Source organism: Caproicibacterium amylolyticum, assembly GCF_014467055.1.
In the GTDB taxonomy this organism is placed as follows: Bacteria; Bacillota; Clostridia; order Oscillospirales; family Acutalibacteraceae; genus Caproicibacterium; species Caproicibacterium amylolyticum.
This window is the reverse complement of the sequence record NZ_CP060696.1, coordinates 2,597,558-2,619,152: the sequence shown is the minus strand read 5'-3', so window position 1 is coordinate 2,619,152 and position 21,595 is coordinate 2,597,558. Positions and strand designations below refer to the sequence as shown.

Genomic DNA, 21,595 nt, shown 5'->3' with positions numbered 1-21,595 from the left:
CAGCGGTTTTAAATTGTGAAAAACCCAGCATTCAAAACTAATTGTATAGTGTACACGTTCTTTTGGCACCTGTCAATCAACAGGACTTGCAGGAAAATTTATTTTATGTTATTGTAACTAGACGAACCCTGCGGAAAAATGATTTTTTTCGCTATCTGTATGGGTGGATTTGCTTAAAAGACACAATACTTTGTGGAAAAGACAAATGATTAAAGGAGAAAATGCAATGGCAAAATTGAGGGCAGAAGACATCGCGCGCGTAAAGGGCATGGGCTTTTTGCTGAACCGCGGCACCCAAGTGTTTTCCGGCAGAATTGTGCCGGAGGGAACTGTTTTTTCTGCGGAAGATTTGAAAACGGTTTCTGAGATTGCCGAAAAATACGGAAATGGAAAAATTGTTTTTACAACCCGGCTTGCGGCAGAAATTGTGGGCATTCCTTACGACAAAATTGATGAAGCGATTGCCTATGCGGGAGAGCGCGGCTTGAAGTTTGGCGGAACCGGCGCAAAAATTCGGCCGATTACCGCATGCAAGGGGACTACCTGTGTTTACGGAAATTTTGATACACAGGGTATGGCAAAGGAACTTTACCATGCGTTTTACATTGGATGGGCAGATGTAAAGCTGCCGCATAAGTTTAAAATTGCGGTCGGCGGCTGCCCAAACAGCTGTATGAAACCGAGCCTTAATGATTTTGGCATAGAAGGGCACCGTGTGCCGCTGTATGAAAAGGACAACTGCCGGGGATGCAAAGTCTGTCAGGTGGAAAAACACTGCCCCATGCACGCCGCAAAACTGCAGGAAGGCAAAATGCATATTAACAAAGAACTCTGCAAAACCTGCGGTGTCTGTACCGGCAAGTGTCCGTTCGGCGCGGTCGCCAAGAAATCTCCGGTAAGGTTCCAGATTTATGTCGGCGGGACCTGGGGCAAACACACGCGTATGGGTACCCCGCTTTCCCGCCTTGTAACCCATGAGGAGGTTTTCCCGATTCTGGAGAAAACCCTGCTCTGGTTTAAAGAGAATGCATATCAGAAAGAGCGTCTGGGCATGGCGATTGACCGCCTTGGCGCGGAAAGTCTTGAAAAAGCGTTGTTTAGTGAGGACTTGCCCAATCGAAAGGAAGACATCCTTGCGGCACCGGTGAAGACACGCCCGTAAAGGATGCAGAAAATCGACGCTTTTTCGGCGCCGGTTTTCGCTTCTCAATTTCAATAGATTCATACAGGGGTGTAGAAAATACATGAAAACTGTATAGGTTAAAATGATGTGACCCAAAAAAGAGGAAGTCAAAGCCCTCCATATGTTAGAATGAGTTCACCACAAACCATTCAACAGGAGAGGACAGAAACTTCCCATGAAGAGATTAGCACAGGAAGCACGAGTACGTCAAGGCGTAGTTGACTACGCGGAGAAGCACGGCAAGAGTGAGGCTGCCAGGAAATACGGAGTCAGCCTGTCAAGTGTTAAGCGGTGGAGCAAGCGGTACGACGGGACATGGCAGTCATTGCAGGAGCGTTCACACAGACCGAACAGTCATCCCAGACAACATTCAGAGGCAGAAGAGGCAGCCATACGGCAAGCGTTCGTCAAAGCATACGCACGGTATGGCTGGGATGGAGTCTATGCTGAACTGCTGAAAGGGCATGGCTACACACGGAGCTTTGGTGGTATGTATCATGCCGCCACCCGTATGGGCTTAGGCTGGGGGAAGAAATGGAAACGTCCCTCGACGGCGGCACGGCGGTATCCGGAATTGACAACGCCCGGTGAAAAAGTACAAATAGATGTGAAAGAGGTTCCATATTGCTGCCTGAAAGGCGCCGCTAAACGGGACGGAAAACGGCTGTACCAGTGGACAGCGATTGATGAATGCACACGGCTGCGGTATGTGTTCGGCTATGAAGAGCATACCCCCGAGAATTCCGCAGACTTTCTCGGTCGGTTATTAAAGGTGTTCCCCTTCCCGATTCAAACTATCCAGACAGACAATGGCACTGAGTTCACTTACAAATTCATTAGCCGGACGGAAAAAGTCCGTTTGAAAAGGCTCTGGCAGACAAAGGGATTGCACACAGGCTGATCCCACCTCGCACTCCGTGGCATAACGGTAAAGTGGAACGTAGCCATCGTAACGACCAGCGCTATTTCTACGACTGGGAGAAATTTTCCAGTGTGTATGAACTTAATCAAAAGCTAGAAACTCATTTATCATGGAGCAACAACAAGGCTATGCGTACTCTGGCATGGAAAAGCCCTCTCGATCGCCTTGCCTTCTTCCTTGGGTCACATCATTTACAAACACAGAAGGGGTGTAGAAAATACATGAAAAAGAAATTGATTTCCGCTGCACTGGCGCTGCTATTTCTATTGCCTGCAGGCTGTGGGCAGGCGGCTTCCTCCCAAAGCATGACACCGTCTTCCGCTTCCGTGATTTCTGAAAAGAGTTCTTCCACAAAATCCGCTTGGGTTTCTGCCAGCTGGACTTTTACGGATGCAAAAAAGCGAAAGGTGACGATTCCCGCCGCACCGAAAAGGGTAGCAGCGCTGTACGGAAGTTTTGCGGAAGCTTGGACACTGGCGGGCGGCACACTGGCCGGTACCACCGAAGATGCCGTATCGGAACGTAAAATGTCCCTTGGCAGTGCGGTAAAAGTAGTTGGTACGGTGAAAGAACCGAATCTGGAGCAGGTGCTGGCACTGCAGCCGGACTTTGTGATTCTTTCTTCGGAGATTTCCGCGCAGGTCAAGCTGGACGCTTCGCTGACAAAATTGAATATTCCGCACGCCTATTTTTCGGTTAAAACTTATCAGCAGTATCTGGAGATGATGAAAGGTTTTACCGCACTCACCGGCAGGCCGGATTTGTATGAAAAAAACGGCGCTTCTGTGCAAAAACAGATTACAGAAATTCTTGCAAAGGTGCCAAAAGATAAAAAACCGACGGCGCTGCTGATCCGCGCGTTTTCTTCCGGCGCAAAAGCAAAGAATTCCGATGACCTTGCCGGTGCAGTGCTGAAAGACCTTGGCGCGGACAATATCGCCGACCGGAAGAAAAGCCTGCTGGAAGATTTGAGCATGGAGGAAATCGTAAAGGAAGACCCGGATTATATTTTTGTGACCGTCATGGGCGAAAGCGAAGAAAAGGCATTGGCGGCACTGAAAAAAGGGATTCAGGCCAATCCCGCGTGGGCGCAGCTTTCCGCGGTGAAGAATAACCGTTACGTGGTGCTGCCAAAAGAGCTGTTCCATTACAAGCCAAACGCGAAATGGGGGGAAAGCTATGCCTACCTTGCAAAACTGCTGTACCCGGATGTTTTCAAGTAAACACAAAAAGCCGTTGCTGTTCACAGGGCTGACCCTGTTGTTGGCAGCGGCTATGATTTTAAGCGTTTGCATCGGTTCCACGCGGCTTGATCTGCTGGATGCTCTGCGTACCCTGCAGGACCCGCAGTCTGCTTCCGCACGGATATTGCTGTATGTACGTTTGCCTCGCACACTGGCGCCGGTGTTGGCGGGGCTTGCCATGGCGGTCAGTGGGGTGCTGATTCAAGGGGTGCTCAATAACGCGCTTGCCGGGCCAAACATCATTGGTGTAAACGGTGGAGCGGGGCTGTTTGCGCTGCTTGCGGCGGTGCTGCTTCCGACAGCACCGGAAGCGATGCCTGCCGCCGCATTTGCGGGCGCACTCTGCGCAAGTATGTTAATTTATCTGACTGCCATGAAAACCGGCGCTTCCCGCGTAACGATTGTGCTTGCCGGTGTGGCATTCAGCGGCATTTTTTCAGCGGGCATTGATACTATTCGGACACTATACCCCGACGTTGTGGTGGGGGCGAACAACTTTTTGATTGGCGGCTTTTCTGGTGTCACGCTGGGCAGCCTGACACCCGCCTGTTGGTATATTCTGGTGGGGCTTGTTCTTGCATTTTTGATTGGCCCGGAGCTGAATGTGCTTGCACTGGGGGAGGATACTGCGCAGACGCTTGGCATGCACGTTAACGCGGTACGGTTTGTGCTACTGCTTACAGCCAGCCTGCTGGCGGGCGCGGCAGTCAGCTTTTCCGGGCTGATTGGCTTTGTCGGTCTTTTGGTGCCGCATGTGGTGCGGCGGCTTTTTGGCAGTGACCACAGGGTGGTGCTGCCTGCCGCCGCGCTGCTGGGGGCTGCTTTTGTAACGCTGTGTGATACGCTGGCACGCACACTTTTTGCACCCTATGAAGTGCCGGTCGGTATCCTGCTTTCCTTGATTGGCGGGCCGTTTTTTCTGGTTTTGCTGCTGCAGAAAAAGCACAGGGGGCGTGTTTATGATTGAACTGAAAAACCTTTCGGCGGGGTACGGCGGCAAACTGGTTGTACAAAATGTATCCTGCACCTTTGCACGCGGGCAGGTGACGGTTCTGGTTGGCCCGAACGGCTGCGGCAAAACAACGCTTCTGCGGGTGCTCGCCCGCCTGTTGCGGCCGGAAAGCGGGCAGGTGCTGTTGGAGGGCCGCGCAATTTCTGATTTTGGCCGTACAGAATATGCGCGGCGGGTTTCCATGCTGCCGCAGGTGCGGGGCATACCGAATCTGCCGGTGGCAGATTTTGTGCTGCACGGACGCTTTCCGTACCTTGGGTTGTCCCGTAAGCCGCGCGAAAAAGATTATGCAGTGGCGGAGGATGCAATGCACCGGGCAGGCGTGTGGGAAATGCGCGAAAAAAATGTGGCGGAACTTTCCGGCGGTGAACGGCAAAAGGTGTACATCGCGATGGTGATGGCGCAGGATACAGAAACTGTCCTGCTGGATGAGCCGACCACATATTTGGATATTGGCCGCCAGTATGAAATACTGGAGCTGGTACGAAGTTTGCAGCACAGCGGAAAAACAGTCATTGTGGTGCTGCATGACTTGCCGCATGCGCTGGAGTATGGTGACAGGCTGATGGTTATGGACAGCGGGCAGCTCTGCATGACAGGTTCCCCGCAGGAAATTTTGCAAAGTGAAATTTTAAACCGTCTGTTTCAAGTAAAGATACAACGGACGTCGGACGGTGCGTATTACTGTACACATAAATAAAGCAGCCAACATGTTTCAGCTGTGTGAAAACATGCTGGCTATTTTTTAAAAAAGTACAATTTAATAAAAACAAGTACCGCAAACAATGTTAGGAGTGCTGGGAAAAGAAGATATGTGATAGGCTCCAGAGCAGCATAAATATTTGGGGTTAAGTTTGGAATGAAGGCCAGGCAGGCCGATAAAGACGCTGTGAGCAGAAGTAAAATGATTACAAGTCTATTGATGATTTTTTTCTTGTTTTTCATTGCGCTATTTCTCCATTTTAACAGGAAAGAAGTTGTATGATAAACAATTTTACACTTCATTTTCAAAAAAACTACATTCAATTCCAATATGCTTAAAATCCAACCTGTTTGTCGTCTGTACAGTGAATTAATCCTCTTTGGCTTCTCCTGCGTTCATCATGCGTTCAGAGGTAAAGAACAGCGAAACTACAATACCGACTGCCAACATGACTATAGCCACCGCAATCCCACCCGCTCCAGGCAGAGTAAAGACTTTGTTTGCAGATTCCGGCAGCAGTGCACGCTGAACCAGTGAGATTGTGGAACCGCTCACCAGACCCAAAATGGCAAAGAACGTGGCCTGCGGGAAACGATGCAGACAGTAGTCAATTATTTTTGAACCAAACAGCAGACCGCAAAGCACACCAATCGCAACTGGAATCAGCATCATGATGTTGAGTTTGCTGATGGCGGCAATGACAGAGGCGTAAATGCCGAAAATAACCATAATCATGGAGCCGCTGATACCTGGCAAAATCAGGCAGACCGCCGCAAGAAAGCCAACCAGCGCAAACCGGATGAAGGTGCCTGCGTCCATGGTGGAGATGACACTGCTGTTCGTCAAGGAGTAGAAGCACGCCAGCACAATCATAATTGCCAGCGTAATGATGAACGGCAAAATGTGAACTGGCTTCACGCCGCCCTTGCAGGCGCGGCGGAACAACATGGGGATAATGCCGATTACAAGCCCGAGGAACAGGAAGTTTACCTGCATGGGGTAATTTTGCAGCAGCGGGCTGATGACGTGGCTGAGCGCCAGAATAGAAAGCCCCATGCCGAGGACGATTGGCAGCAGATACAGCACACTCTTTTTAAACTGCTCTTTCAGGTGGCTGATGGCTCCAATGAGTTTATCGTAAATGTTCATGAGTACAGCCATGGTGCCGCCGCTGACACCGGGAATGATTTCTGCAATGCCCATTACCGCACCGCAGAGCAGATCTTTGATGAATCGCATAACAAAATACCTTTCTTACGGCAGCTTCACGCAGAAAATCTGCCGCATCCTGTTTTTTTGATTTCTAGAATAAGCCGTAAAAATTTCGGAATTTGCTTTCCGACGTTTTCTTAGATTACTTCCAGTTTGCAGTATAGCAGACCCGCCTGAACAGCAGGTGAACAAGTTTACAAAAAAATAGCGGCTGCGCAGCCGCCCCGGAAAAAATAAATTTTTACGCCGTAACTTTCAAGATGGGTGTAAAGGAGAGCAGAATGACCGCCGCACCCAGCGCAATTCGGTACCAGCCAAAGGCTTTAAAGTCATGCTTGCGCACAAACTTCATCAAGCCTTTAACAGCGAAGATGGAAACGATGAATGCTACCGCCATACCAAGCAGCAGCACACCGGCCTCCATTGCAGAGAAGCCAGCCCCCCACACTTTGAAATAATCATAAACATCTTTCAGGCTGGCGACAATCATGGCCGGGATTGCAAGGAAGAAGGAGAATTCGGCGGCAGCAGGGCGGGCACAGCCCAGCAGAATAGCACCCAGAATCGTGGAGCCGGAGCGTGAAGTACCCGGAATCAGCGAAAGACACTCAAACAGGCCAATGAAAAATGCCACCTGATAGGTAATTGCGTCGGTTGACTGCAGCCGTGGCTTTTTGCGCATATTTTCAATGACAATGAACAGCACGCCGTAAATAATGAGCATTGCGGCCACTACCTGTGCGTTGAATAAATTTGTTTTAATGGTTTTTTCAAACAAAACACCGACAATACCGCAGGGGATAGAACCAATGAAAACTTTAAACCACAGGTTCCAGGTCCCTTTTTTCTGTTCCGATGTTTTGCGGCGGCTGAACGGATTCAGCTTGTGGCGGTACAGCACCATAACGGCAAGGATGGCACCAAGCTGAATGACCACCAGAAACAGGTCAATAAAGGCTTTTTTGCCGCGGTAAAGAGCGGGGTCCATTGGCCAGAATGAATTGAACAGAATCATGTGGCCGGTGCTGCTGATTGGCAGCCATTCGGTGATGCCTTCAATGATGCCAAGAATGATGGCTTTAAAAAATTCCAATATCGGCATAAAATATTCCTTTCGTTTATGTACTCAATTTACCAAAAGCGGTACTTATTATACCATGTATTCGGTAAAAATGGAACCAAAAATTTGTGCAGGAATTTGCAATGTACTATTGTACTAATCAGCTAATACAATAGCGCATTTCACAGAACTTGTCAAGCGGCAAAAAGAAAAAGCCAGAGGAAAGCGGCAGTTTTTGCTTTCCTCTGGCTTGTATATGACAAAGATGTTTGTTTTATGCCTTTTTGCCCAATGCATCTGCAGCAAGAATCGCAGCGTACAGCTGCTGAGGTGTAACGTCGCCGGACATGTTGTGGATGGACTCGCCCTCCACACAGGACTTTTCAGCAATGGTCTTTACCTGCTCGTCTGTGGTAATGCCGATTTCTTCCAGTGTAACAGGCAGGCCAACGCTGCGGCAGAAGTCTTGAACTTCTTTAAATTCGGCCGTCGGGGCATTTTCCAGCACCAGCTGAACCAGTGTGCCAAATGCAACGCAGTTGCCGTGCGGTGCGGAGTGTCCGCCCAGCGCGGTCAAACCGTTGTAAAAGGAATGCGCAACCGCAAGGCCGCCGTTGTCCGCACCAACACCGGAAAGGTATACGTTTGCTTCAATCACAGCGTCCAGTGCGGGGGTGACAAGGTGGTTTTCACAGGCGGTTTTTGCAGCAACGCCGTATTCCTTCAGGGTTTCATAGCACAGCTTGCAGAGAGCCATTGCGGAACGGGTGATGCCGCCGAATTCCAAGCTGGGAGCATCGGTACGCTGGCAGGCGCGTGCTTCAAAGTAGGTGCCCAGTGCATCGCCCATGCCGGCAACCAGAAAGCTGACCGGTGCGTTGGCAATAACTTCGCTGTCCACGATAACGGCTTCCGGGTTCTTTGGGTAGAACAGATAGCTGTTGAAAGTTTTGTCATCATTGTATATTACAGAAAGTCCAGTGCAGGGAGCATCTGTTGCTACAACGGTAGGAATGATGACGACCGGCAGATGTTCATAGTGGGCGGTTGCCTTTGCGGTATCGATTGCAGAGCCGCCGCCCACGCCGACCACAACATTAATGCCATCCTCTTTTATGATTTTGCGCATTTTTTCGATTTCACCAACGCTGGAAACACCGCCGAAAATTTCATAGCGGCGGGTGTCTGTGGTGCCGGAAAAGCTTTGTTCAATTTTGCCATGGCACATTTTGTGGCCGCTGCGGGAGCAGATAAACAGCCACTTGCTGCCAAGGCTCTGCATCTCTTCATGGAATTGCAGCAGGGAGTCTTTACCCTGTACGTATTTCTGCGGCGCGCGCATCAGCTTGAGTCTGGACATAATAGGGCCTCCTTGATAAAAAAATAACAATGCTTGTATACTTTCATTATAATCTTTCCCGAAAAAAAGTCAATTCCTGTTGCAGAAAAGATTTTAGTTTCTAGATTATGGCCGGGAGAGCACCTTTTCGTAAAGTTTAAAGAGGTCCAGACCGTAACAGCCAAGCCCCATATCTACCGTGGAAACATACTGAAAACCACATTTTTCATAAAGATGGATGGCGGGGAAATTTTTTTCAAACACATCCAGACGGATTGCGCGAAGTCCCTCCTGCACTGCCTGCTTTTCGGCGAAGCTGAGCAGCTTGGTGCCCACACCGGCCTTTAAAAAGTTTGGGTGTGCAGCAAAAGTATGTACAATAAAAATCTGCTCATCCGCGGCGTCAATGTTCCATTTTATCCGATGATAAGGAGATTCCGGTTTATGATTTAAAATAATGGTGCCGGCAAGCTGACCATTTTCTTCCGCAACGTAAAGGGTGCCGTCGGAAATGCCAGCCGCAGCATCCTCTTGGGTAGGATAAATGCCTTTTACCCAGCCCGGATAGTTGGTGGTGTTTTGCAGGTGGTCGATTAGATCATCGTAAAGCTTTGCCAGCGGTGTCACATCGGCAATGGTTCCTTTTCTAAAAATCATGGTGAGTTCCTTCCCTTTATAAAGAGAAGCAGCGGCTTCGCAAATCCATATATAGGCTGCGAAGCCGCTACTTAAAAACTCTTTATTCGACTGTAACAGATTTTGCCAGGTTCCGTGGCTTATCTACATCGCATCCGCGCAGGACAGCAATGTGATACGCCAGCAGCTGCAGTGGTACTATGGTTACCATGGGTGCCAAAATGTTGTCTACATTCGGTACGCGCAGCAGATTTTTGGTCAAATCCGGTTCTACTTTTGCATCTTTGTCGCAGACCAGCATGACATCCGCACCGCGCGCCTTGACTTCCTCCAAGTTGCTGACCGTTTTCGGGTACAGACTGGGCTGCGTTGCAACCGCTATGACTGGGGTGCCGTTCTCAATCAGCGAAATCGTGCCATGTTTGAGTTCGCCTGCGGCGTAGGCTTCGCAGTGGATGTAAGAAACCTCTTTCAGCTTCAGGGAACTTTCCATGCAAAGAGTATAGTCCACCCCGCGGCCGATAAAGAACACATGCTGTGCGTTTTTCAGCTCTTCCGCGCAGGCAAGCACATCCGGTTCACCGTCAATGGCTTCCTGAATCTTCGCCGGCATTTCCAGCAGGTCACTGCAGAGCTGCTGTTCTTTCTCAGTGGAGAGTTCTCCGTGCAGGGAACCAAGTTTTACTGCAAGCAAATACAGTACAGACAGCTGTACCAAGTACGCTTTGGTGCTGGCAACGGCGATTTCCGGCCCTGCCCAAGTGTAAAGCACGTCGTCCGCTTCGCGGGCAATGGAGGAACCCGGCACGTTGACGATGGCAAGCGTGCGGATGCCGCGTCCCTTTGCCAGACGGAGAGCAGCCAGTGTGTCAGCTGTTTCACCGGACTGGGAAATGAGCACGACAAGGTCATTTTTCCCCAGCACCGGATTGCGGTAACGGAATTCAGAAGCGATGTCCACTTCCACTGGAACGCGTGCGAGTGCTTCAATGGCATAACGACCCACCAGGCCCGCATGCATGGCTGTGCCGCAGGCTACAATGTGGATACGCTCCGTTTTGGCGAGTGTTTCATTCGGCAGACCGGGGATGTTCAGCTCAATTTTTCCGTCGCGGATGCGCGGAGAAATGCAGCGGCGAACCGCATCCGGTTCCTCGTGAATCTCTTTGAGCATGAAGTGCGGGTAACCGCCTTTTTCGGCGGTGCCGGCATCCCAGTCTGCGGTCAGCACTTCTTTGTGAATCGGCTTGCCGTCCAGCCCGAACATTTCTACGCTGTCCTTGGCGATCACCGCAATTTCACCGGGTTGAGGCAGCAGGTACTGCTTAGTGTGCTGCAGCAGAACGGTCATGTCAGAGGCAATGAAGTTTTCACCTTTGCCAAGGCCGACCACCAGCGGGCTGTCACGCCGTATAGCGTATAAAGTGTCGGGCTGGTCATCAAACAGGATGCCCAGGGCGTAAGAACCCTCCACTGCTTCCACCGTTTTTGCGATGGCAGCAATGGGGTCGCCTGTGTAGAAGTGGTTCAGCGTGGCTGCCGCGACTTCGGTGTCGGTTTCACTTTGAAAAACGACACCCTCCGCAGTGCGTTCGGCTTTGAGCTGCATGTAGTTTTCTATGATGCCGTTGTGCACCAAGGTTACATGACCGCAGCAATGCGGGTGTGCGTTTACATCACTCGGCTCGCCGTGGGTTGCCCAGCGGGTGTGGCCAATGCCGCAATTACCAAAGGGGCGTTCGCCAGCGTCGATTTTGTCCTGCAGGCACTGCAGACGTCCGCGTGCTTTCACAACGGAAACACCGTCTTTGCCGTAAACCGCGATTCCCGCGGAATCATAGCCGCGGTACTCCAGTCTGCGAAGTCCGTCCAGCAGAATGTCAACGGAGTCCTCGTTTCCTACATAGCCAATAATTCCACACATATTCAGTTTTTATCCTTTCCGTATTGCAAAAAATTTACGGAAACAGCGGTGCTTTTGCCGCGATTCTCCACGGGGTGCTGACACCCGCATCGCGCTTTGTACACCGCCTTACGACTGCCCGTTTTGCAGCCGGAAGTGCATCCGCCGAAACCTTCGATCACACTTCTCCTCGTCACGCAGGGGATGCTCTGGCAGGGGGCAGAACCCACGGGGGTCTGCCCGCATCCACGCGTCTGGCGCTTCATTAAAATTCGCAGTTTTTTGTTTTCAATGCATCCCTCCCGGAAAGTGATGTACCCTATTATACACAGAAATCATGTATTTCGTCAACATAAAACCGAAATGCTCCCTGATACTGGAAAATTTTAAGGAACTGCTTGCAGTTTTTTCTGGACTGTGATATAATGCTTTGTATAAAATAGAAATGATAACTATTATTAGGAGGCGCAGCTTCTATGTACTGCACACAAAAGGTAACAGATGACATCATTTGGGTTGGCGGCAGCGACCGGCGGCTCGCTTTGTTTGAAAATCTTTTTCCGCTTCCGGACGGTGTAAGCTACAACGCATATTTGATTCAGGACAGCAAAACAGCCCTGATGGATACGGCGGATGCGGCCATCACCCGCCAGTTCTTGGAGAACGTAGAGCACGCATTGGACGGCCGCGAACTGGACTATTTGATTGTCAACCACATGGAACCGGACCACTGCGCGGTGATTGGCGAGATTGTACGCCGCTGGCCGCAGGCAAAGCTGGTCGGCAACGCAAAGACTTTTCAACTGATTGGGCAGTTCTTTGATTTCCCGCTGGACGACAAATGTATACAGGTAAAAGAGGGCGATACGCTGGATCTTGGCCACCACCTGCTTACATTTATGATGGCACCCATGGTACATTGGCCGGAAGTCATGATGACCTATGATGCCACTGACAAAATCCTGTTCTGTGCGGATGCATTCGGCACCTTCGGCGCCTTCCACGGCTCTGTTTTTGCGGACGAAGTGGATTTTCAGAACCGCTATGCAGATGAAGCACGCCGGTATTATGCCAACATTGTTGGCAAGTACGGTTCGCAGGTGCAGTCTGTGTTAAAAAAAGCCGCCAAGCTGGACATTGCGATGCTGTGTCCGCTGCACGGCCCTATCTGGCGGCAGGACATTGCGTGGTTCCTGAAAAAGTATGACCTCTGGAGCCGCTATGAGCCCGAGGAACAGGGTGTTATGATAGCGTACGGCTCTATGTATGGCAACACTTCAAATATGGCGGAAGTGCTGGCAAATCTGCTGGCGCAAAAGGGCGTACATGCTCTGCGGGTTTACGATATTTCAAAAACCGACACTTCCTATTTGATTGCCGATGCATTTCGGTACAGCAATCTGGTGTTGGCAGCGCCGACCTACAACAACGGCATTTATCTGCCCATGGAAACTTTACTGCATGATATGGCGGCGCTGAATCTGCAGAACCGCCGCTATTCTTTGCTGGGCAATGGCAGCTGGGCACCGATTTCCGCCAACAAAATGAACGAGCACCTTTCCGCAATGAAGGGGATGCAGCAAGTGGGCGAACCGCTGCAGATTCGCTCCTCTTTGAAGCCTGAGCAGCTGCCGCAGCTGGAAGCATTGGCACAGGCAATCGTGGATTCTTTGCAGTGATATGAACCTTAAGTTCTGCTCAAAAATTAGATAAGCAGAATAAAATATGACACTTTGTCTAAATGCATTCGGGTGGTAAAATTACAAGCGCCCGGGTGCTTTTTTATGCGGTTTTGTGCAAAAAGGAAAAGCCAAAAAATTATTATAAGTTTTCACTCATATAACATGAAATGTTGATGAAAAATCACAACAAAAATGGGATTGACACCGAAACGGTTAGAATGTATACTCTCTTACAAGAAATCAAACCAAAGATAGAAATTGACGAAAATTAGATTTGTCAAATCCATGCGAAAACATGAATCTACTTTTGAAGCATTTGGAAGAGAGGCACATCCATGAAACATACTGAAAATTGTAAAGCAATGCTCCACCGGCTGGCCTGCGCAGCTGTTGCCTGCACAGTAGCAGTTTCCTTTACAGCGGCAGCTTTTGCGCAAACTGGCGACGGCAGCCAGCAGAAAACCATTGTAATGGAACCAACAGAAGCTCCGCAGACCAATGGCCTTACCGCACAGCAAATTGCCGCAGGCTTAGGCAAAGCGCGGCAGTATGGAGTGGTGGCAAATCTGCTGGAAAATAATCTTGATTTTGAAACGAATATTGCAGTCAACACCCTGACCGGCAGCAACGGTGAAATCGGCAATACACATGATGTTACATATCCGTCCGCTGCTTCTTTGACGATCCATGTGTATAATGCAAAAGCTGCCTGCCAGTTCGGTATTTTTGCGGATGCAGAGGCAGCACAGCAAATTGGAGAAAATGTAACTGTTGGTGTTGATGAGAATGGCAGCGGCAATACTACAGTCAGCAGCCTGGAGGCAGGCAGGACTTATTATGTTATGCCTTACAAAGATGAAAAACCAGACGCAGAGCACGCTGAAAAAGTAACAGTTCCGCAGACAACGGACAACCTGGCAAGCGGCGCAGTCAGCTATGTCGGTACCGTAGAATCCAGCACCGGTGTTTTGACATTGAAAAGCGCAGGGGAAACAAAAAGCAAGGTTGTGTTTGGTGCAAACAACAGTCTGCAGGGCGAGGGAGGTCAGCGTGTTTTGTCAACGGCTGACAGCCGCCGGTATACAATTAATTTAAACGGCAGTTCGGTTGTAATTGATGATGGAACCCAGAATCCCAATGTCAGCGGAATGCTTTCCAGCTTGTCTGGTTTTGCAGACCGGCTGAGCGGCCTTGCGCAAAATGTGAGCGAAGACGCAGCGGTTAAAGTACTGAATCTTTCTACAGCAGACGGCAGTGCAGAAAGCCTGCGGCAGGCAGTGGCCGCTGCAATGGGCTTTTCGGATGCCAATGCGGTGCAAAACAACGGGATTCTGCTGAACAGCAATCAGTATTTAATTATTAATATAAATTCTTCAGCTCCGGTCACTCGGCTGCCGGAAGTGAAAATCGGCGGCGTTAATCCCGGAGAAAGCTGGAACACAGTTGCGAGCCGTGTTATCTGGAACTTTGGCAGCTACAGCGGCACAGTACATACCTCTGCGAGTGCCGGTACACTCGGAACGCTGCTGGCACCAAATGCACAGGTGATTGCCGACGGTTCTTCAATGAATGGCCCTGTATATGCCAATGAAGTGCATCATATCAGTGGCGGCGAGATTCACCGTATTCCTTTTCAGGCAGTAAGTTCTGCGGACGTTTATTTTGCTGCAAAGGAGGAAGAGTCCTCGTCTTCCTCTGAATCTTCTACAACATCTTCAGAAATTATTGTGACACCGAGTTCTGAAGCTTTAAGTTCCGAAACGCCGAGTGAGGAAAGCAGCAGTACGCCGAGCCATGGTAATGGTGACAGTTCGTCTGAAAGCAGTGTGAGCAGCACCCCCTCCGACAGTTCTTCACAAAGTAGTTCTTCCAATAGTTCCGGCACACCGAGCAAGGTGGACAGCGACCCGAACAGCCATGGGATCGGCAGTTCATCCGAGAGCGGTTCGAGCAGCTTACCCTCCGACAGTTCTTCACAAAGTAGTTCTTCCAATAGTTCCGGCACACCAAGCAAAGTGGACAGTGACCCGAACAGCCACGGGACCGGCAGTTCATCCGAGAGCGGTTCGAGCAGCTTACCCTCCGACAGTTCTTCACAAAGTAGTTCTTCCAATAGTTCCGGCACACCAAGCAAAGTGGACAGTGACCCGAACAGCCACGGGACCGGCAGTTCATCCGAGAGCGGTTCGAGCAGCACACCATCCGATAGTTCCTCACAGAGTAGTTCTTCTAGTAGCAACAGCACACCAAGCAAAGTGGACAGTGAACCGAACAGTCACGGAACCGGCAGTTCATCCGAGAGCGGTTCGAGCAGCAGCTCCAGCAACAGTTCTTCCAGTACTTTTTCACATCCGTATTATCCGCCGGTAACGTCAAGCAGTGACCCTGGCTCTTCTTCGACTGGTTCCAGCGAAGCACCGAGTCAGGAAAGCAGCAGCACACCCAGCAACGGCAATGGAGAAAGTTCTTCCGCATCTTCTGAAACACCGAATGCAGAGTCTGGCAACACCCCGAGCAACGGTGCCGGAACCGTATCCTCTGCAAATCCGAGCGCTGATTCCAGCATACCGGCTTCCAATGGAAACAGCGGCGAAGCCGTTACGAATAACGAAAAATTGCCGCAGACCGGCGCGGATGTTGTGCCCATTCTGGTGACCTTTGCCTGTGGCAGTGCAGTCATTCTGTATGGCATTATTGAAATGATTCATGGACGCGCAAAGAAAAAGCATGAATAAAAAGCAAAAACATGGTCTGGTTGTTTTACTGATTGGCATTGCAGTTGTCCTTGTGGGAGCGGCATTTTGGGCGGTGAATAACCACGCAGATGAAGAAGCCGGAACCAGTGCGGCGAAGCTGCTTGCGCAGGTGGAAACAAAAATCAGCAGTGCTTCGCAGACTGCTTCGGCGGGGTCAGCTGTCAGCTCTGATTCTGCGGCATCCGGCAGACAGAGCAATGCAAAACCCACGGCTTCTGGCAGTAGCACTTCAACATTGTCCCTGCCGGAGAAAGACGGCTGTATTGGAATTTTGGAGCTGCCCTCTCTCGGTATCAAGCTTCCCATACAGGCAGCATATACACAGGATGCACTCAAAACTGCACCGTGCCGTTATACAGGTGAGAACGGTGAAATTTCCCGATTTGTCATTTGCGGGCATAATTACCGCAGGCACTTCGGTTCCCTGCAGAGTATGCAGGTTGGCAGCCGTGTGACGTTTACCAACCTAAACGGAACCGTGTATCAGTATACAGTTTCTGAAGTGACAGAAATTGCTTCCAATGATTTTGAAGCTCTCAAAACGGGGGATTGGGATTTGTCTCTGTTTACGTGCAATTTTACCGGCCAAAAGCGTGTGCTAGTGCGCTGCCGGCAGACTGCATAAGTTATCTTAAAAAACGCTCCTGCACTGCGGCAGATTCCGCAGATGCAGGAGCGTTTTTGTGTTCATGAAAACAAATTAGAATTGTGGGGCAAACTGTTTTAAGAAGCGCATGAGGTTGTCCATTGTCAGGAAAAGGTCGGCGCGGCTGCGCAGCTTTGCCTGTGCGTATGGCACTGCCGTACGGTTAATACTGAAAACGGCAGAAATCCCGGCTTTATAAGCGTCTGCGGCGGTGCCTTCAATGTCGCCGACAACGGCAATCAGTGGAACACCGGCGGCTTTTGCGCGGCGGGCAACGCCGGAAAGCACCTTGCCGCAGAGGGATTGGCTGTCCAATTTGCCTTCACCGGTAAAGACCAGGTCGGTATCTTTCAGCATTTCGTCAAAGTGAACCGTGTCCAGCATGGTCTCAATGCCGCTTTGCAGCGGGCTGTGAAAGAAAGCAGCCATACCGCCGCCCATGCCGCCCGCTGCACCTGCGCCGGGAAGCTGGGAGATGTCACATCCGGTTGCTTGCTGCAGAATTTTCGCAAGGTGCAGAAGACCGCAGTCCAGACGCTTGACTGCGGCGGGGCTGGCCCCTTTTTGCGGCGCAAAAACAGCAGCGGCACCGGTTGGCCCGCACAGTGGATTTTCAATATCACACATGGTGAGAATCTTTGTATCAGATAGAACTTTTTGCAGTGAAGAAAGGTCAACAGAAGCAATGTCCTGTAGGGTGCCGCCCACCGGAATAAAGGTACTGCCGTCTGTTCTGCGGAAAACTGCACCCATGGCTGCCGCCGCGCCGCATCCGCCGTCGTTGGTTGCGCTGCCGCCAAGACCGAGGATGATGGTTTTGCAGCCGCTTTCGATTGCGTGCCGCAGCAGCTGCCCGACCCCAAAGGTGGTTGTCTGTTCTGCATCTTTTTTGTTTCCCACAAGAGGCAGTCCGGCCGCCGCCGCCATCTCAATGACCGCTGTTTTGTTTGGCAAAACGCCGTAAAATGCAGGAACTTCTTCAAAGAGCGGTCCTTTAACGGTTGCCACAACTTTTTTACCGCCTGCTGCCTGCAAAAACGCATCTACCGTGCCTTCACCGCCGTCCGCTACTGGTACACTGCAAAGTTCCGCCTGCGGCTCATGTGTTCGCACCGCCTGAGCCATGATTGAGCAGATCTCTGCGGAAGTCATGGTACCCTTAAAAGAATCCGGTATGAAAATGCATTTTTTCATTTTTATGCTTCTTTCAAAAAATCATTTTATAAACTGTAGTATCGCATTTTTTGTAAGATTCACAGCGCTTTCCATGTTTATTTTCTGCTGGCTGCCAAATACTAAGGCAATACAAAGGGAGGAACACAGGCATGGAAATTGTACAAGTGATACTGTCTACGTTTTTGTCGGTCATAGCTTTGTTCTTGATTGGCAAGCTGATGGGGCACAAGCAAATAGCGCAGCTGGACTTTTTTGACTACATTACCGGCATTACGATTGGTTCCATTGCAGCGGAACTTGCAACAGAGCTGGAAAAGCCGTGGAAGCCACTGATTGCCATGCTGATTTACGGTGTGGTTTCCGTATGTTTAAGTATACTGGAAAACAAAGTGCCGCGTGTCCGCCGCATTACCAACGGTATGCCGACGGTAGTAATGGACAGCGGCAAGCTGAACCGTGCAAATATGAAAAAGGCCAAACTGGATTTAAGTGAGTTTTTGGTGCTTTGCCGGCAGGCCGGATATTTTGATTTAAAAGCAATTCAGACCGCTGTTTTTGAGTATAACGGTTCTTTGACGATTCTTCCGGTTTCCACAGAACGGCCGGCAACTCCCTCAGATTTAAACCTTTCACCGCAGCAGGAAACCTTTTTTACAGAGATTATTATGGATGGACGCATACAGGGGGAGAAGCTTCACAATTTAGGCCTGGATGAAAGCTGGCTGCAGCAGCAGCTCAAGGCGCAGGGTTACCGCTCTGCAAAAGATGTTTTCCTCGGGATGTGCGATAAAAACAATTCGGTGCAGTTTTATACAACAAAATAAAAAGGGCAGGAGCTGCGTGCGCGGTTCCCGCCCTTTTTTGTGTAGACATTACTTTAAGTGCTTTTCAATGCGGAAGCGCGGGCGTCCCTTTACTTCACTGTAGATTTTACCAATATATTCGCCGACAACCCCAAGGCACAGCATTTGGATGCCGCCTAAAAGCCAGATGGAGCAGACGATGGCTGTCCATCCGGAAACCGTGTTGCCTAAAAAATGGGAGATCAGCGCATAGAGCAGGCCAATGATGGAGATCATTGCAACAAAAATACCGATGTTGGAGATGATTTTTAATGGTTTTACGCTGAAAGAGGTGATACCATCCATGGCAAAACTAATCATTTTTTTCAGTGGATATTTGCTTTCACCGGCAAAACGCTCGTGGCGGTCATAGTATACGTAATCACTGCGGTAACCAATGAGTGGAACAATGCCGCGCAGGAATAGATTCACTTCCTTATATTCAGAGAGCGCATCCAGTGCACACTTGCTCATTAGGCGGTAATCAGCGTGGTTGAAGACAATGTCAACGCCGAGCTTCGCCATGACTTTGTAGAACCCCTCCGCCGTGGTGCGTTTGAACCAGGTGTCCGTTTCACGCTTGTTGCGCACACCGTACACCACGTCGCAGCCATCCTGAAATTTCTGCACAAACTGCGGCAGCACAGAAACGTCGTCCTGCAGATCAGCGTCCAGACTAATGGCGCAGTCTGCTTCTTCTTTGGCTGTCATCAGCCCCGCCAGCAGGGCATTTTGATGACCGCGGTTGTGTGCCAGTTTGAGGCCATTAACGAATTGGTTTTCTGAATGAAATTGTTCAATCAGTTCCCAAGTGCGGTCTTTGCTGCCGTCATCTACAAAGAGCATACGGCTTTTTTCATCTGCCAGTCCCTCCTGCACCATGGACTGCAGCTGTGCGGTCAGTTCCTTTACCGTTTCCGGCAGCACGGCTTCTTCATTGTAGCATGGTATTACAAAATAAACAGTAGACATATTGGTTACCTCTCATCAAAGCAGCCAGGCAGGCTGCGGTAAATTCTGTAAACTATTTTAACATAGACGCCAACAGTTTACAACAAATTGTAAAAAATATCCAGAAATTTGCTTTGTAAATAATAAGATACATCCCCAACCTGTAGAAAAAATGAACGAAATTCGTACAACAAGTGAAAATCAGGAGTGACTCTTATGCTTTTGCCCGCGAATTACAGCAAAAATCCTTTTGGATGCATAAGATGAAAGAGGGAAATTCCCCAGGAAAGGAGTTATTTCGATGGAGGAATATATAGACGGTCAGGCCTGCAATGCGCAGACACTTTCGCCTTTGCCGAAAGACCCGGTTCTGGCAATGGCGTATGTTCCGTTTCAGAAATTTGAAAATTTGTATGCACCGGAGCAGGCACTTGATGCCGGCACTCTGTTCTGTGGATTGGATAAGCCATTTTTGGGAGGTGCAAAAAAGTGACAGAGCAACAGAGACTTTTACGGAAAATCGGTGCCTGCCAGTTTGCCATGTGGGAACTGAAAATCTTCTTGGATACGCATCCCAATGACTGCGGGGCCATGAAACGGCTTGCAGAGTACCAAAAGCAGACACAGGAACTGATTAGCCAGTACGAAGAGACTTACGGTCCACTGAATATCAGTGAGGCAACTGCTAACAGAGTAGCATGGGTGCAGGAGCCATGGCCCTGGGAGATACAGGCAGAAAGGGAGGAGAAAAGCTAATGTGGAGCTACGAGAAGCGACTGCAGTACCCAATAAACATTAAAAATCCAGATCCGGCTATGGCAAAAATTATTTTAAGTCAATACGGCGGACTATACTGTAAAATGTGATAATTAGTATACATAAAAAATATACGCGCGGTCATGCGTAATAAAACACCGCAATTCCGCAGGTCTTGCGGTTAAAAACAATATGGTCAACAAACGAGCGCATGAGCTTCGACTTTTCATCCATCGGTACATCCGGGGACTTAATGCGTGCCAGCTTCGCCAGATTCTCTTTGCAGTATGCCTTAATATCCACTTTCGGAGTGGATTGTTTAAGCTGACTTTCCAGCTTGGCAATTTGCTTGTTTATTCGCATTTTGTTTTGCTGGTATTCTTCTAGGGTGTCTACACCCGAAGCATATGCTTCCTTTACGCGGGACAGCTTTTGGCGTTCCCGGTCAAGCTGCTGCCGCACAATCGCGACAGAGCCTTTCTCCTGTTCTGGATGGGTGCGGTGGATAAGCGCAACATCACCGGAAGTTAAATCTCTTTCAATGAAATAATACGCCAGTGATTCCAGCTTGTCGAGTGCAATATAGTGCGATACAGTACACCGACCGTGAGCAAAAGCAGAGCATTGGAAGCCACCGCGGGTAAAAGACATTGTGGCGCCGCAGTTGCTGCACTTGCACAGCCCCTGGAGCGGACTGTGCAGCGTTGGCGTAATCTGATGTATATACTTGCTGTGCAGCACCCGGTTCTTTGCAATTTTTTCCTGCACAGCGGCCCAGGTCTTTGCGTCAATAATTGGTTCATGCTGACCGTCAACGATTCTAACGGATGGGTCGTCATAATCACGGCGGGTAATATGGTCCGGGTTCCAGCGAATTTTACCATGATACACCGGGTTGCGCAAAATATAGTCTACCGTGCGGTTTTCCCATAGATTCCCGCGCCGGGTGCGGATACCCATTGTATTGATTTTCATAGCGATTTTTTTAGCACCCAGTCCGTCAAGGTAATCATGAAAGATCATCTGTACCAATGGGGCAGAGTCCGGGTCAGGTACCAGCTTGCTTTCTTTCATAAGGTAGCCGATTGGCGCAATGGAAACCGGATGGCCGGTTTCAAATGCTTTAGTCATGCCGCGCTTGACTTCGCCTGCAAGACGGACAGAATAATAGCCGTCCATCCATTCAATAATGCGTTCAATCAGACTGCCAAATTCGCCGTCAGCAATCGGTTCCGAAATGCTGACAACAGAAATACCTTTTTCGCGTTTCAGCAAGGACTTGTAGACAATGCTTTCCTCCTGATTGCGCGCGAAACGACTGAACTTCCAGACCAGAATGACATTAATGTCACTTTTATCTGAACGGGCTGTGGCAATCATCCGCTGGAATTCCGGACGTTTTTCCGCTTTGCGGCCGCTGATACCTTCCGCTTCACGGAAAATGTATTCTGCCGGCAGAATCATATCGTGCTCTTTGGCGTATTGCTGAATCAATTCCAGCTGGCTTTCCGGACTGTACTCCAGCTGATCATCCGTACTTACACGGATGTAGGCTGCTGCTGTCTGCATGGT

21 protein-coding genes and 1 pseudogene are annotated in these 21,595 nt (G+C 49.8%); 13 read left to right on the top strand and 9 right to left on the bottom strand.

Features of this window, described 5'->3' with window-relative positions; translation table 11 throughout:
* The first annotated feature begins 226 nt into the window (after positions 1-226).
* From H6X83_RS12650 to H6X83_RS12625, 6 genes and pseudogenes are all read left to right on the top strand, one after another.
* Positions 227-1,162, top strand: a complete 936-nt coding sequence (locus tag H6X83_RS12650) for a 4Fe-4S binding protein (protein WP_212506816.1) — start codon at positions 227-229, stop codon at positions 1,160-1,162.
* A 196-nt stretch (positions 1,163-1,358) separates the two neighbouring features.
* A complete protein-coding gene (locus H6X83_RS12645) occupies positions 1,359-2,084 on the top strand; it encodes a DDE-type integrase/transposase/recombinase (protein WP_212505907.1) in 726 nt (241 codons plus the stop codon).
* Between the two features lie 32 nt (positions 2,085-2,116).
* Positions 2,117-2,167, top strand: a pseudogene (locus tag H6X83_RS14830) (hypothetical protein); the annotation flags it as partial.
* 159 nt (positions 2,168-2,326) lie between these two features.
* Positions 2,327-3,328: an ABC transporter substrate-binding protein gene (locus H6X83_RS12635; protein WP_212506815.1), complete on the top strand. Its 1,002-nt coding sequence runs from the start codon at positions 2,327-2,329 to the stop codon at positions 3,326-3,328.
* A complete protein-coding gene (locus H6X83_RS12630; protein ID WP_246419266.1) occupies positions 3,285-4,316 on the top strand; it encodes a FecCD family ABC transporter permease in 1,032 nt (343 codons plus the stop codon). Before H6X83_RS12635 ends, H6X83_RS12630 begins: the two co-directional genes overlap by 44 nt.
* Complete coding sequence (locus H6X83_RS12625) at positions 4,309-5,061, top strand: ABC transporter ATP-binding protein (RefSeq protein WP_212506814.1); 753 nt, start codon at positions 4,309-4,311, stop codon at positions 5,059-5,061. Before H6X83_RS12630 ends, H6X83_RS12625 begins: the two co-directional genes overlap by 8 nt.
* 38 nt (positions 5,062-5,099) lie before the next feature.
* Here H6X83_RS12625 and H6X83_RS12620 read toward each other — a convergent pair whose 3' ends face one another.
* From H6X83_RS12620 to glmS, 6 genes are all read right to left on the bottom strand, one after another.
* Positions 5,100-5,306 carry a hypothetical protein gene (locus H6X83_RS12620; protein WP_212506813.1) on the bottom strand — a complete coding sequence of 69 codons (207 nt, stop codon included), beginning with the start codon at positions 5,304-5,306 and terminating at the stop codon, positions 5,100-5,102.
* A gap of 127 nt (positions 5,307-5,433) precedes the next feature.
* Positions 5,434-6,303, bottom strand: coding sequence for a DUF368 domain-containing protein (locus H6X83_RS12615; RefSeq protein ID WP_212506812.1), 870 nt, complete (start codon positions 6,301-6,303; stop codon positions 5,434-5,436).
* Positions 6,304-6,517: 214 nt separating this feature from the next.
* Complete coding sequence (locus tag H6X83_RS12610; protein ID WP_212506811.1) at positions 6,518-7,378, bottom strand: undecaprenyl-diphosphate phosphatase; 861 nt, start codon at positions 7,376-7,378, stop codon at positions 6,518-6,520.
* Between the two features lie 232 nt (positions 7,379-7,610).
* Positions 7,611-8,696 (bottom strand): glycerol dehydrogenase, encoded by a 1,086-nt coding sequence (locus tag H6X83_RS12605; RefSeq protein WP_212506810.1) that lies wholly within the window; start codon positions 8,694-8,696, stop codon positions 7,611-7,613.
* Between the two features lie 105 nt (positions 8,697-8,801).
* Positions 8,802-9,332: a GNAT family N-acetyltransferase gene (locus H6X83_RS12600; protein WP_212506809.1), complete on the bottom strand. Its 531-nt coding sequence runs from the start codon at positions 9,330-9,332 to the stop codon at positions 8,802-8,804.
* 82 nt (positions 9,333-9,414) lie between these two features.
* Positions 9,415-11,235, bottom strand: coding sequence for a glutamine--fructose-6-phosphate transaminase (isomerizing) (glmS, locus tag H6X83_RS12595; RefSeq protein ID WP_212506808.1), 1,821 nt, complete (start codon positions 11,233-11,235; stop codon positions 9,415-9,417).
* Between the two features lie 455 nt (positions 11,236-11,690).
* On the opposite strand from glmS, the gene H6X83_RS12590 reads away from it, so the two are divergent.
* The 3 genes from H6X83_RS12590 (at position 11,691) to H6X83_RS12580 (ending at position 16,277) form a co-directional block, all read left to right on the top strand.
* Complete coding sequence (locus H6X83_RS12590; protein WP_212506807.1) at positions 11,691-12,893, top strand: FprA family A-type flavoprotein; 1,203 nt, start codon at positions 11,691-11,693, stop codon at positions 12,891-12,893.
* 338 nt (positions 12,894-13,231) lie between these two features.
* Entirely contained in the window at positions 13,232-15,631 is a 2,400-nt protein-coding gene (locus H6X83_RS12585) for a collagen-binding domain-containing protein (protein WP_212506806.1), read from the top strand.
* Complete coding sequence (locus tag H6X83_RS12580; RefSeq protein ID WP_212506805.1) at positions 15,624-16,277, top strand: sortase; 654 nt, start codon at positions 15,624-15,626, stop codon at positions 16,275-16,277. The genes H6X83_RS12585 and H6X83_RS12580 overlap by 8 nt, the downstream gene beginning before the upstream one ends.
* A gap of 75 nt (positions 16,278-16,352) precedes the next feature.
* Here the strand turns inward: H6X83_RS12580 and H6X83_RS12575 are convergent, their stop codons facing one another.
* Positions 16,353-17,492, bottom strand: a complete 1,140-nt coding sequence (locus H6X83_RS12575) for a glycerate kinase family protein (RefSeq protein WP_212506804.1) — start codon at positions 17,490-17,492, stop codon at positions 16,353-16,355.
* A gap of 131 nt (positions 17,493-17,623) precedes the next feature.
* Between H6X83_RS12575 and H6X83_RS12570 the strand changes: the two genes are divergently transcribed.
* Positions 17,624-18,298 (top strand): DUF421 domain-containing protein, encoded by a 675-nt coding sequence (locus H6X83_RS12570; RefSeq protein WP_212506803.1) that lies wholly within the window; start codon positions 17,624-17,626, stop codon positions 18,296-18,298.
* 48 nt (positions 18,299-18,346) lie between these two features.
* On the opposite strand, the gene H6X83_RS12565 is transcribed toward H6X83_RS12570, so the two are convergent.
* Entirely contained in the window at positions 18,347-19,288 is a 942-nt protein-coding gene (locus H6X83_RS12565; RefSeq protein WP_212506802.1) for a glycosyltransferase family 2 protein, read from the bottom strand.
* 280 nt (positions 19,289-19,568) lie between these two features.
* Between H6X83_RS12565 and H6X83_RS12560 the strand changes: the two genes are divergently transcribed.
* From H6X83_RS12560 to H6X83_RS14865, 3 genes are read left to right on the top strand one after another with little or no spacing between them, the layout of a single operon-like run.
* Positions 19,569-19,760 (top strand): spore coat associated protein CotJA, encoded by a 192-nt coding sequence (locus H6X83_RS12560; RefSeq protein ID WP_212506801.1) that lies wholly within the window; start codon positions 19,569-19,571, stop codon positions 19,758-19,760.
* Positions 19,757-20,023 (top strand): spore coat protein CotJB, encoded by a 267-nt coding sequence (locus H6X83_RS12555; RefSeq protein ID WP_212506800.1) that lies wholly within the window; start codon positions 19,757-19,759, stop codon positions 20,021-20,023. Before H6X83_RS12560 ends, H6X83_RS12555 begins: the two co-directional genes overlap by 4 nt.
* A complete protein-coding gene (locus H6X83_RS14865) occupies positions 19,966-20,133 on the top strand; it encodes a manganese catalase family protein (RefSeq protein WP_343063113.1) in 168 nt (55 codons plus the stop codon). The genes H6X83_RS12555 and H6X83_RS14865 overlap by 58 nt, the downstream gene beginning before the upstream one ends.
* Positions 20,134-20,164: 31 nt before the next feature.
* Here H6X83_RS14865 and H6X83_RS12545 read toward each other — a convergent pair whose 3' ends face one another.
* Positions 20,165-21,592: a recombinase family protein gene (locus H6X83_RS12545; protein ID WP_212506798.1), complete on the bottom strand. Its 1,428-nt coding sequence runs from the start codon at positions 21,590-21,592 to the stop codon at positions 20,165-20,167.
* Positions 21,593-21,595: the final 3 nt, after the last annotated feature.

Coding starts and splice junctions, on each gene's coding strand:
- H6X83_RS12615 (WP_212506812.1), bottom strand. CDS start 6,303: ATGCGATTCATCAAAGATCTGCTCTGCGGTGCGGTAATGGGCATTGCA.
- H6X83_RS12565 (WP_212506802.1), bottom strand. CDS start 19,288: ATGTCTACTGTTTATTTTGTAATACCATGCTACAATGAAGAAGCCGTG.
- H6X83_RS12560 (WP_212506801.1), top strand. CDS start 19,569: ATGGAGGAATATATAGACGGTCAGGCCTGCAATGCGCAGACACTTTCG.
- H6X83_RS12575 (WP_212506804.1), bottom strand. CDS start 17,492: ATGAAAAAATGCATTTTCATACCGGATTCTTTTAAGGGTACCATGACT.
- H6X83_RS12585 (WP_212506806.1), top strand. CDS start 13,232: ATGAAACATACTGAAAATTGTAAAGCAATGCTCCACCGGCTGGCCTGC.
- H6X83_RS12635 (WP_212506815.1), top strand. CDS start 2,327: ATGAAAAAGAAATTGATTTCCGCTGCACTGGCGCTGCTATTTCTATTG.
- H6X83_RS14865 (WP_343063113.1), top strand. CDS start 19,966: ATGGGTGCAGGAGCCATGGCCCTGGGAGATACAGGCAGAAAGGGAGGA.
- H6X83_RS12645 (WP_212505907.1), top strand. CDS start 1,359: ATGAAGAGATTAGCACAGGAAGCACGAGTACGTCAAGGCGTAGTTGAC.
- H6X83_RS12620 (WP_212506813.1), bottom strand. CDS start 5,306: ATGAAAAACAAGAAAAAAATCATCAATAGACTTGTAATCATTTTACTT.
- H6X83_RS12625 (WP_212506814.1), top strand. CDS start 4,309: ATGATTGAACTGAAAAACCTTTCGGCGGGGTACGGCGGCAAACTGGTT.
- H6X83_RS12600 (WP_212506809.1), bottom strand. CDS start 9,332: ATGATTTTTAGAAAAGGAACCATTGCCGATGTGACACCGCTGGCAAAG.
- H6X83_RS12605 (WP_212506810.1), bottom strand. CDS start 8,696: ATGTCCAGACTCAAGCTGATGCGCGCGCCGCAGAAATACGTACAGGGT.
- H6X83_RS12590 (WP_212506807.1), top strand. CDS start 11,691: ATGTACTGCACACAAAAGGTAACAGATGACATCATTTGGGTTGGCGGC.
- H6X83_RS12630 (WP_246419266.1), top strand. CDS start 3,285: ATGCCTACCTTGCAAAACTGCTGTACCCGGATGTTTTCAAGTAAACAC.
- H6X83_RS12610 (WP_212506811.1), bottom strand. CDS start 7,378: ATGCCGATATTGGAATTTTTTAAAGCCATCATTCTTGGCATCATTGAA.
- H6X83_RS12580 (WP_212506805.1), top strand. CDS start 15,624: ATGAATAAAAAGCAAAAACATGGTCTGGTTGTTTTACTGATTGGCATT.
- H6X83_RS12570 (WP_212506803.1), top strand. CDS start 17,624: ATGGAAATTGTACAAGTGATACTGTCTACGTTTTTGTCGGTCATAGCT.
- H6X83_RS12650 (WP_212506816.1), top strand. CDS start 227: ATGGCAAAATTGAGGGCAGAAGACATCGCGCGCGTAAAGGGCATGGGC.
- H6X83_RS12545 (WP_212506798.1), bottom strand. CDS start 21,592: ATGCAGACAGCAGCAGCCTACATCCGTGTAAGTACGGATGATCAGCTG.
- glmS (WP_212506808.1), bottom strand. CDS start 11,235: ATGTGTGGAATTATTGGCTATGTAGGAAACGAGGACTCCGTTGACATT.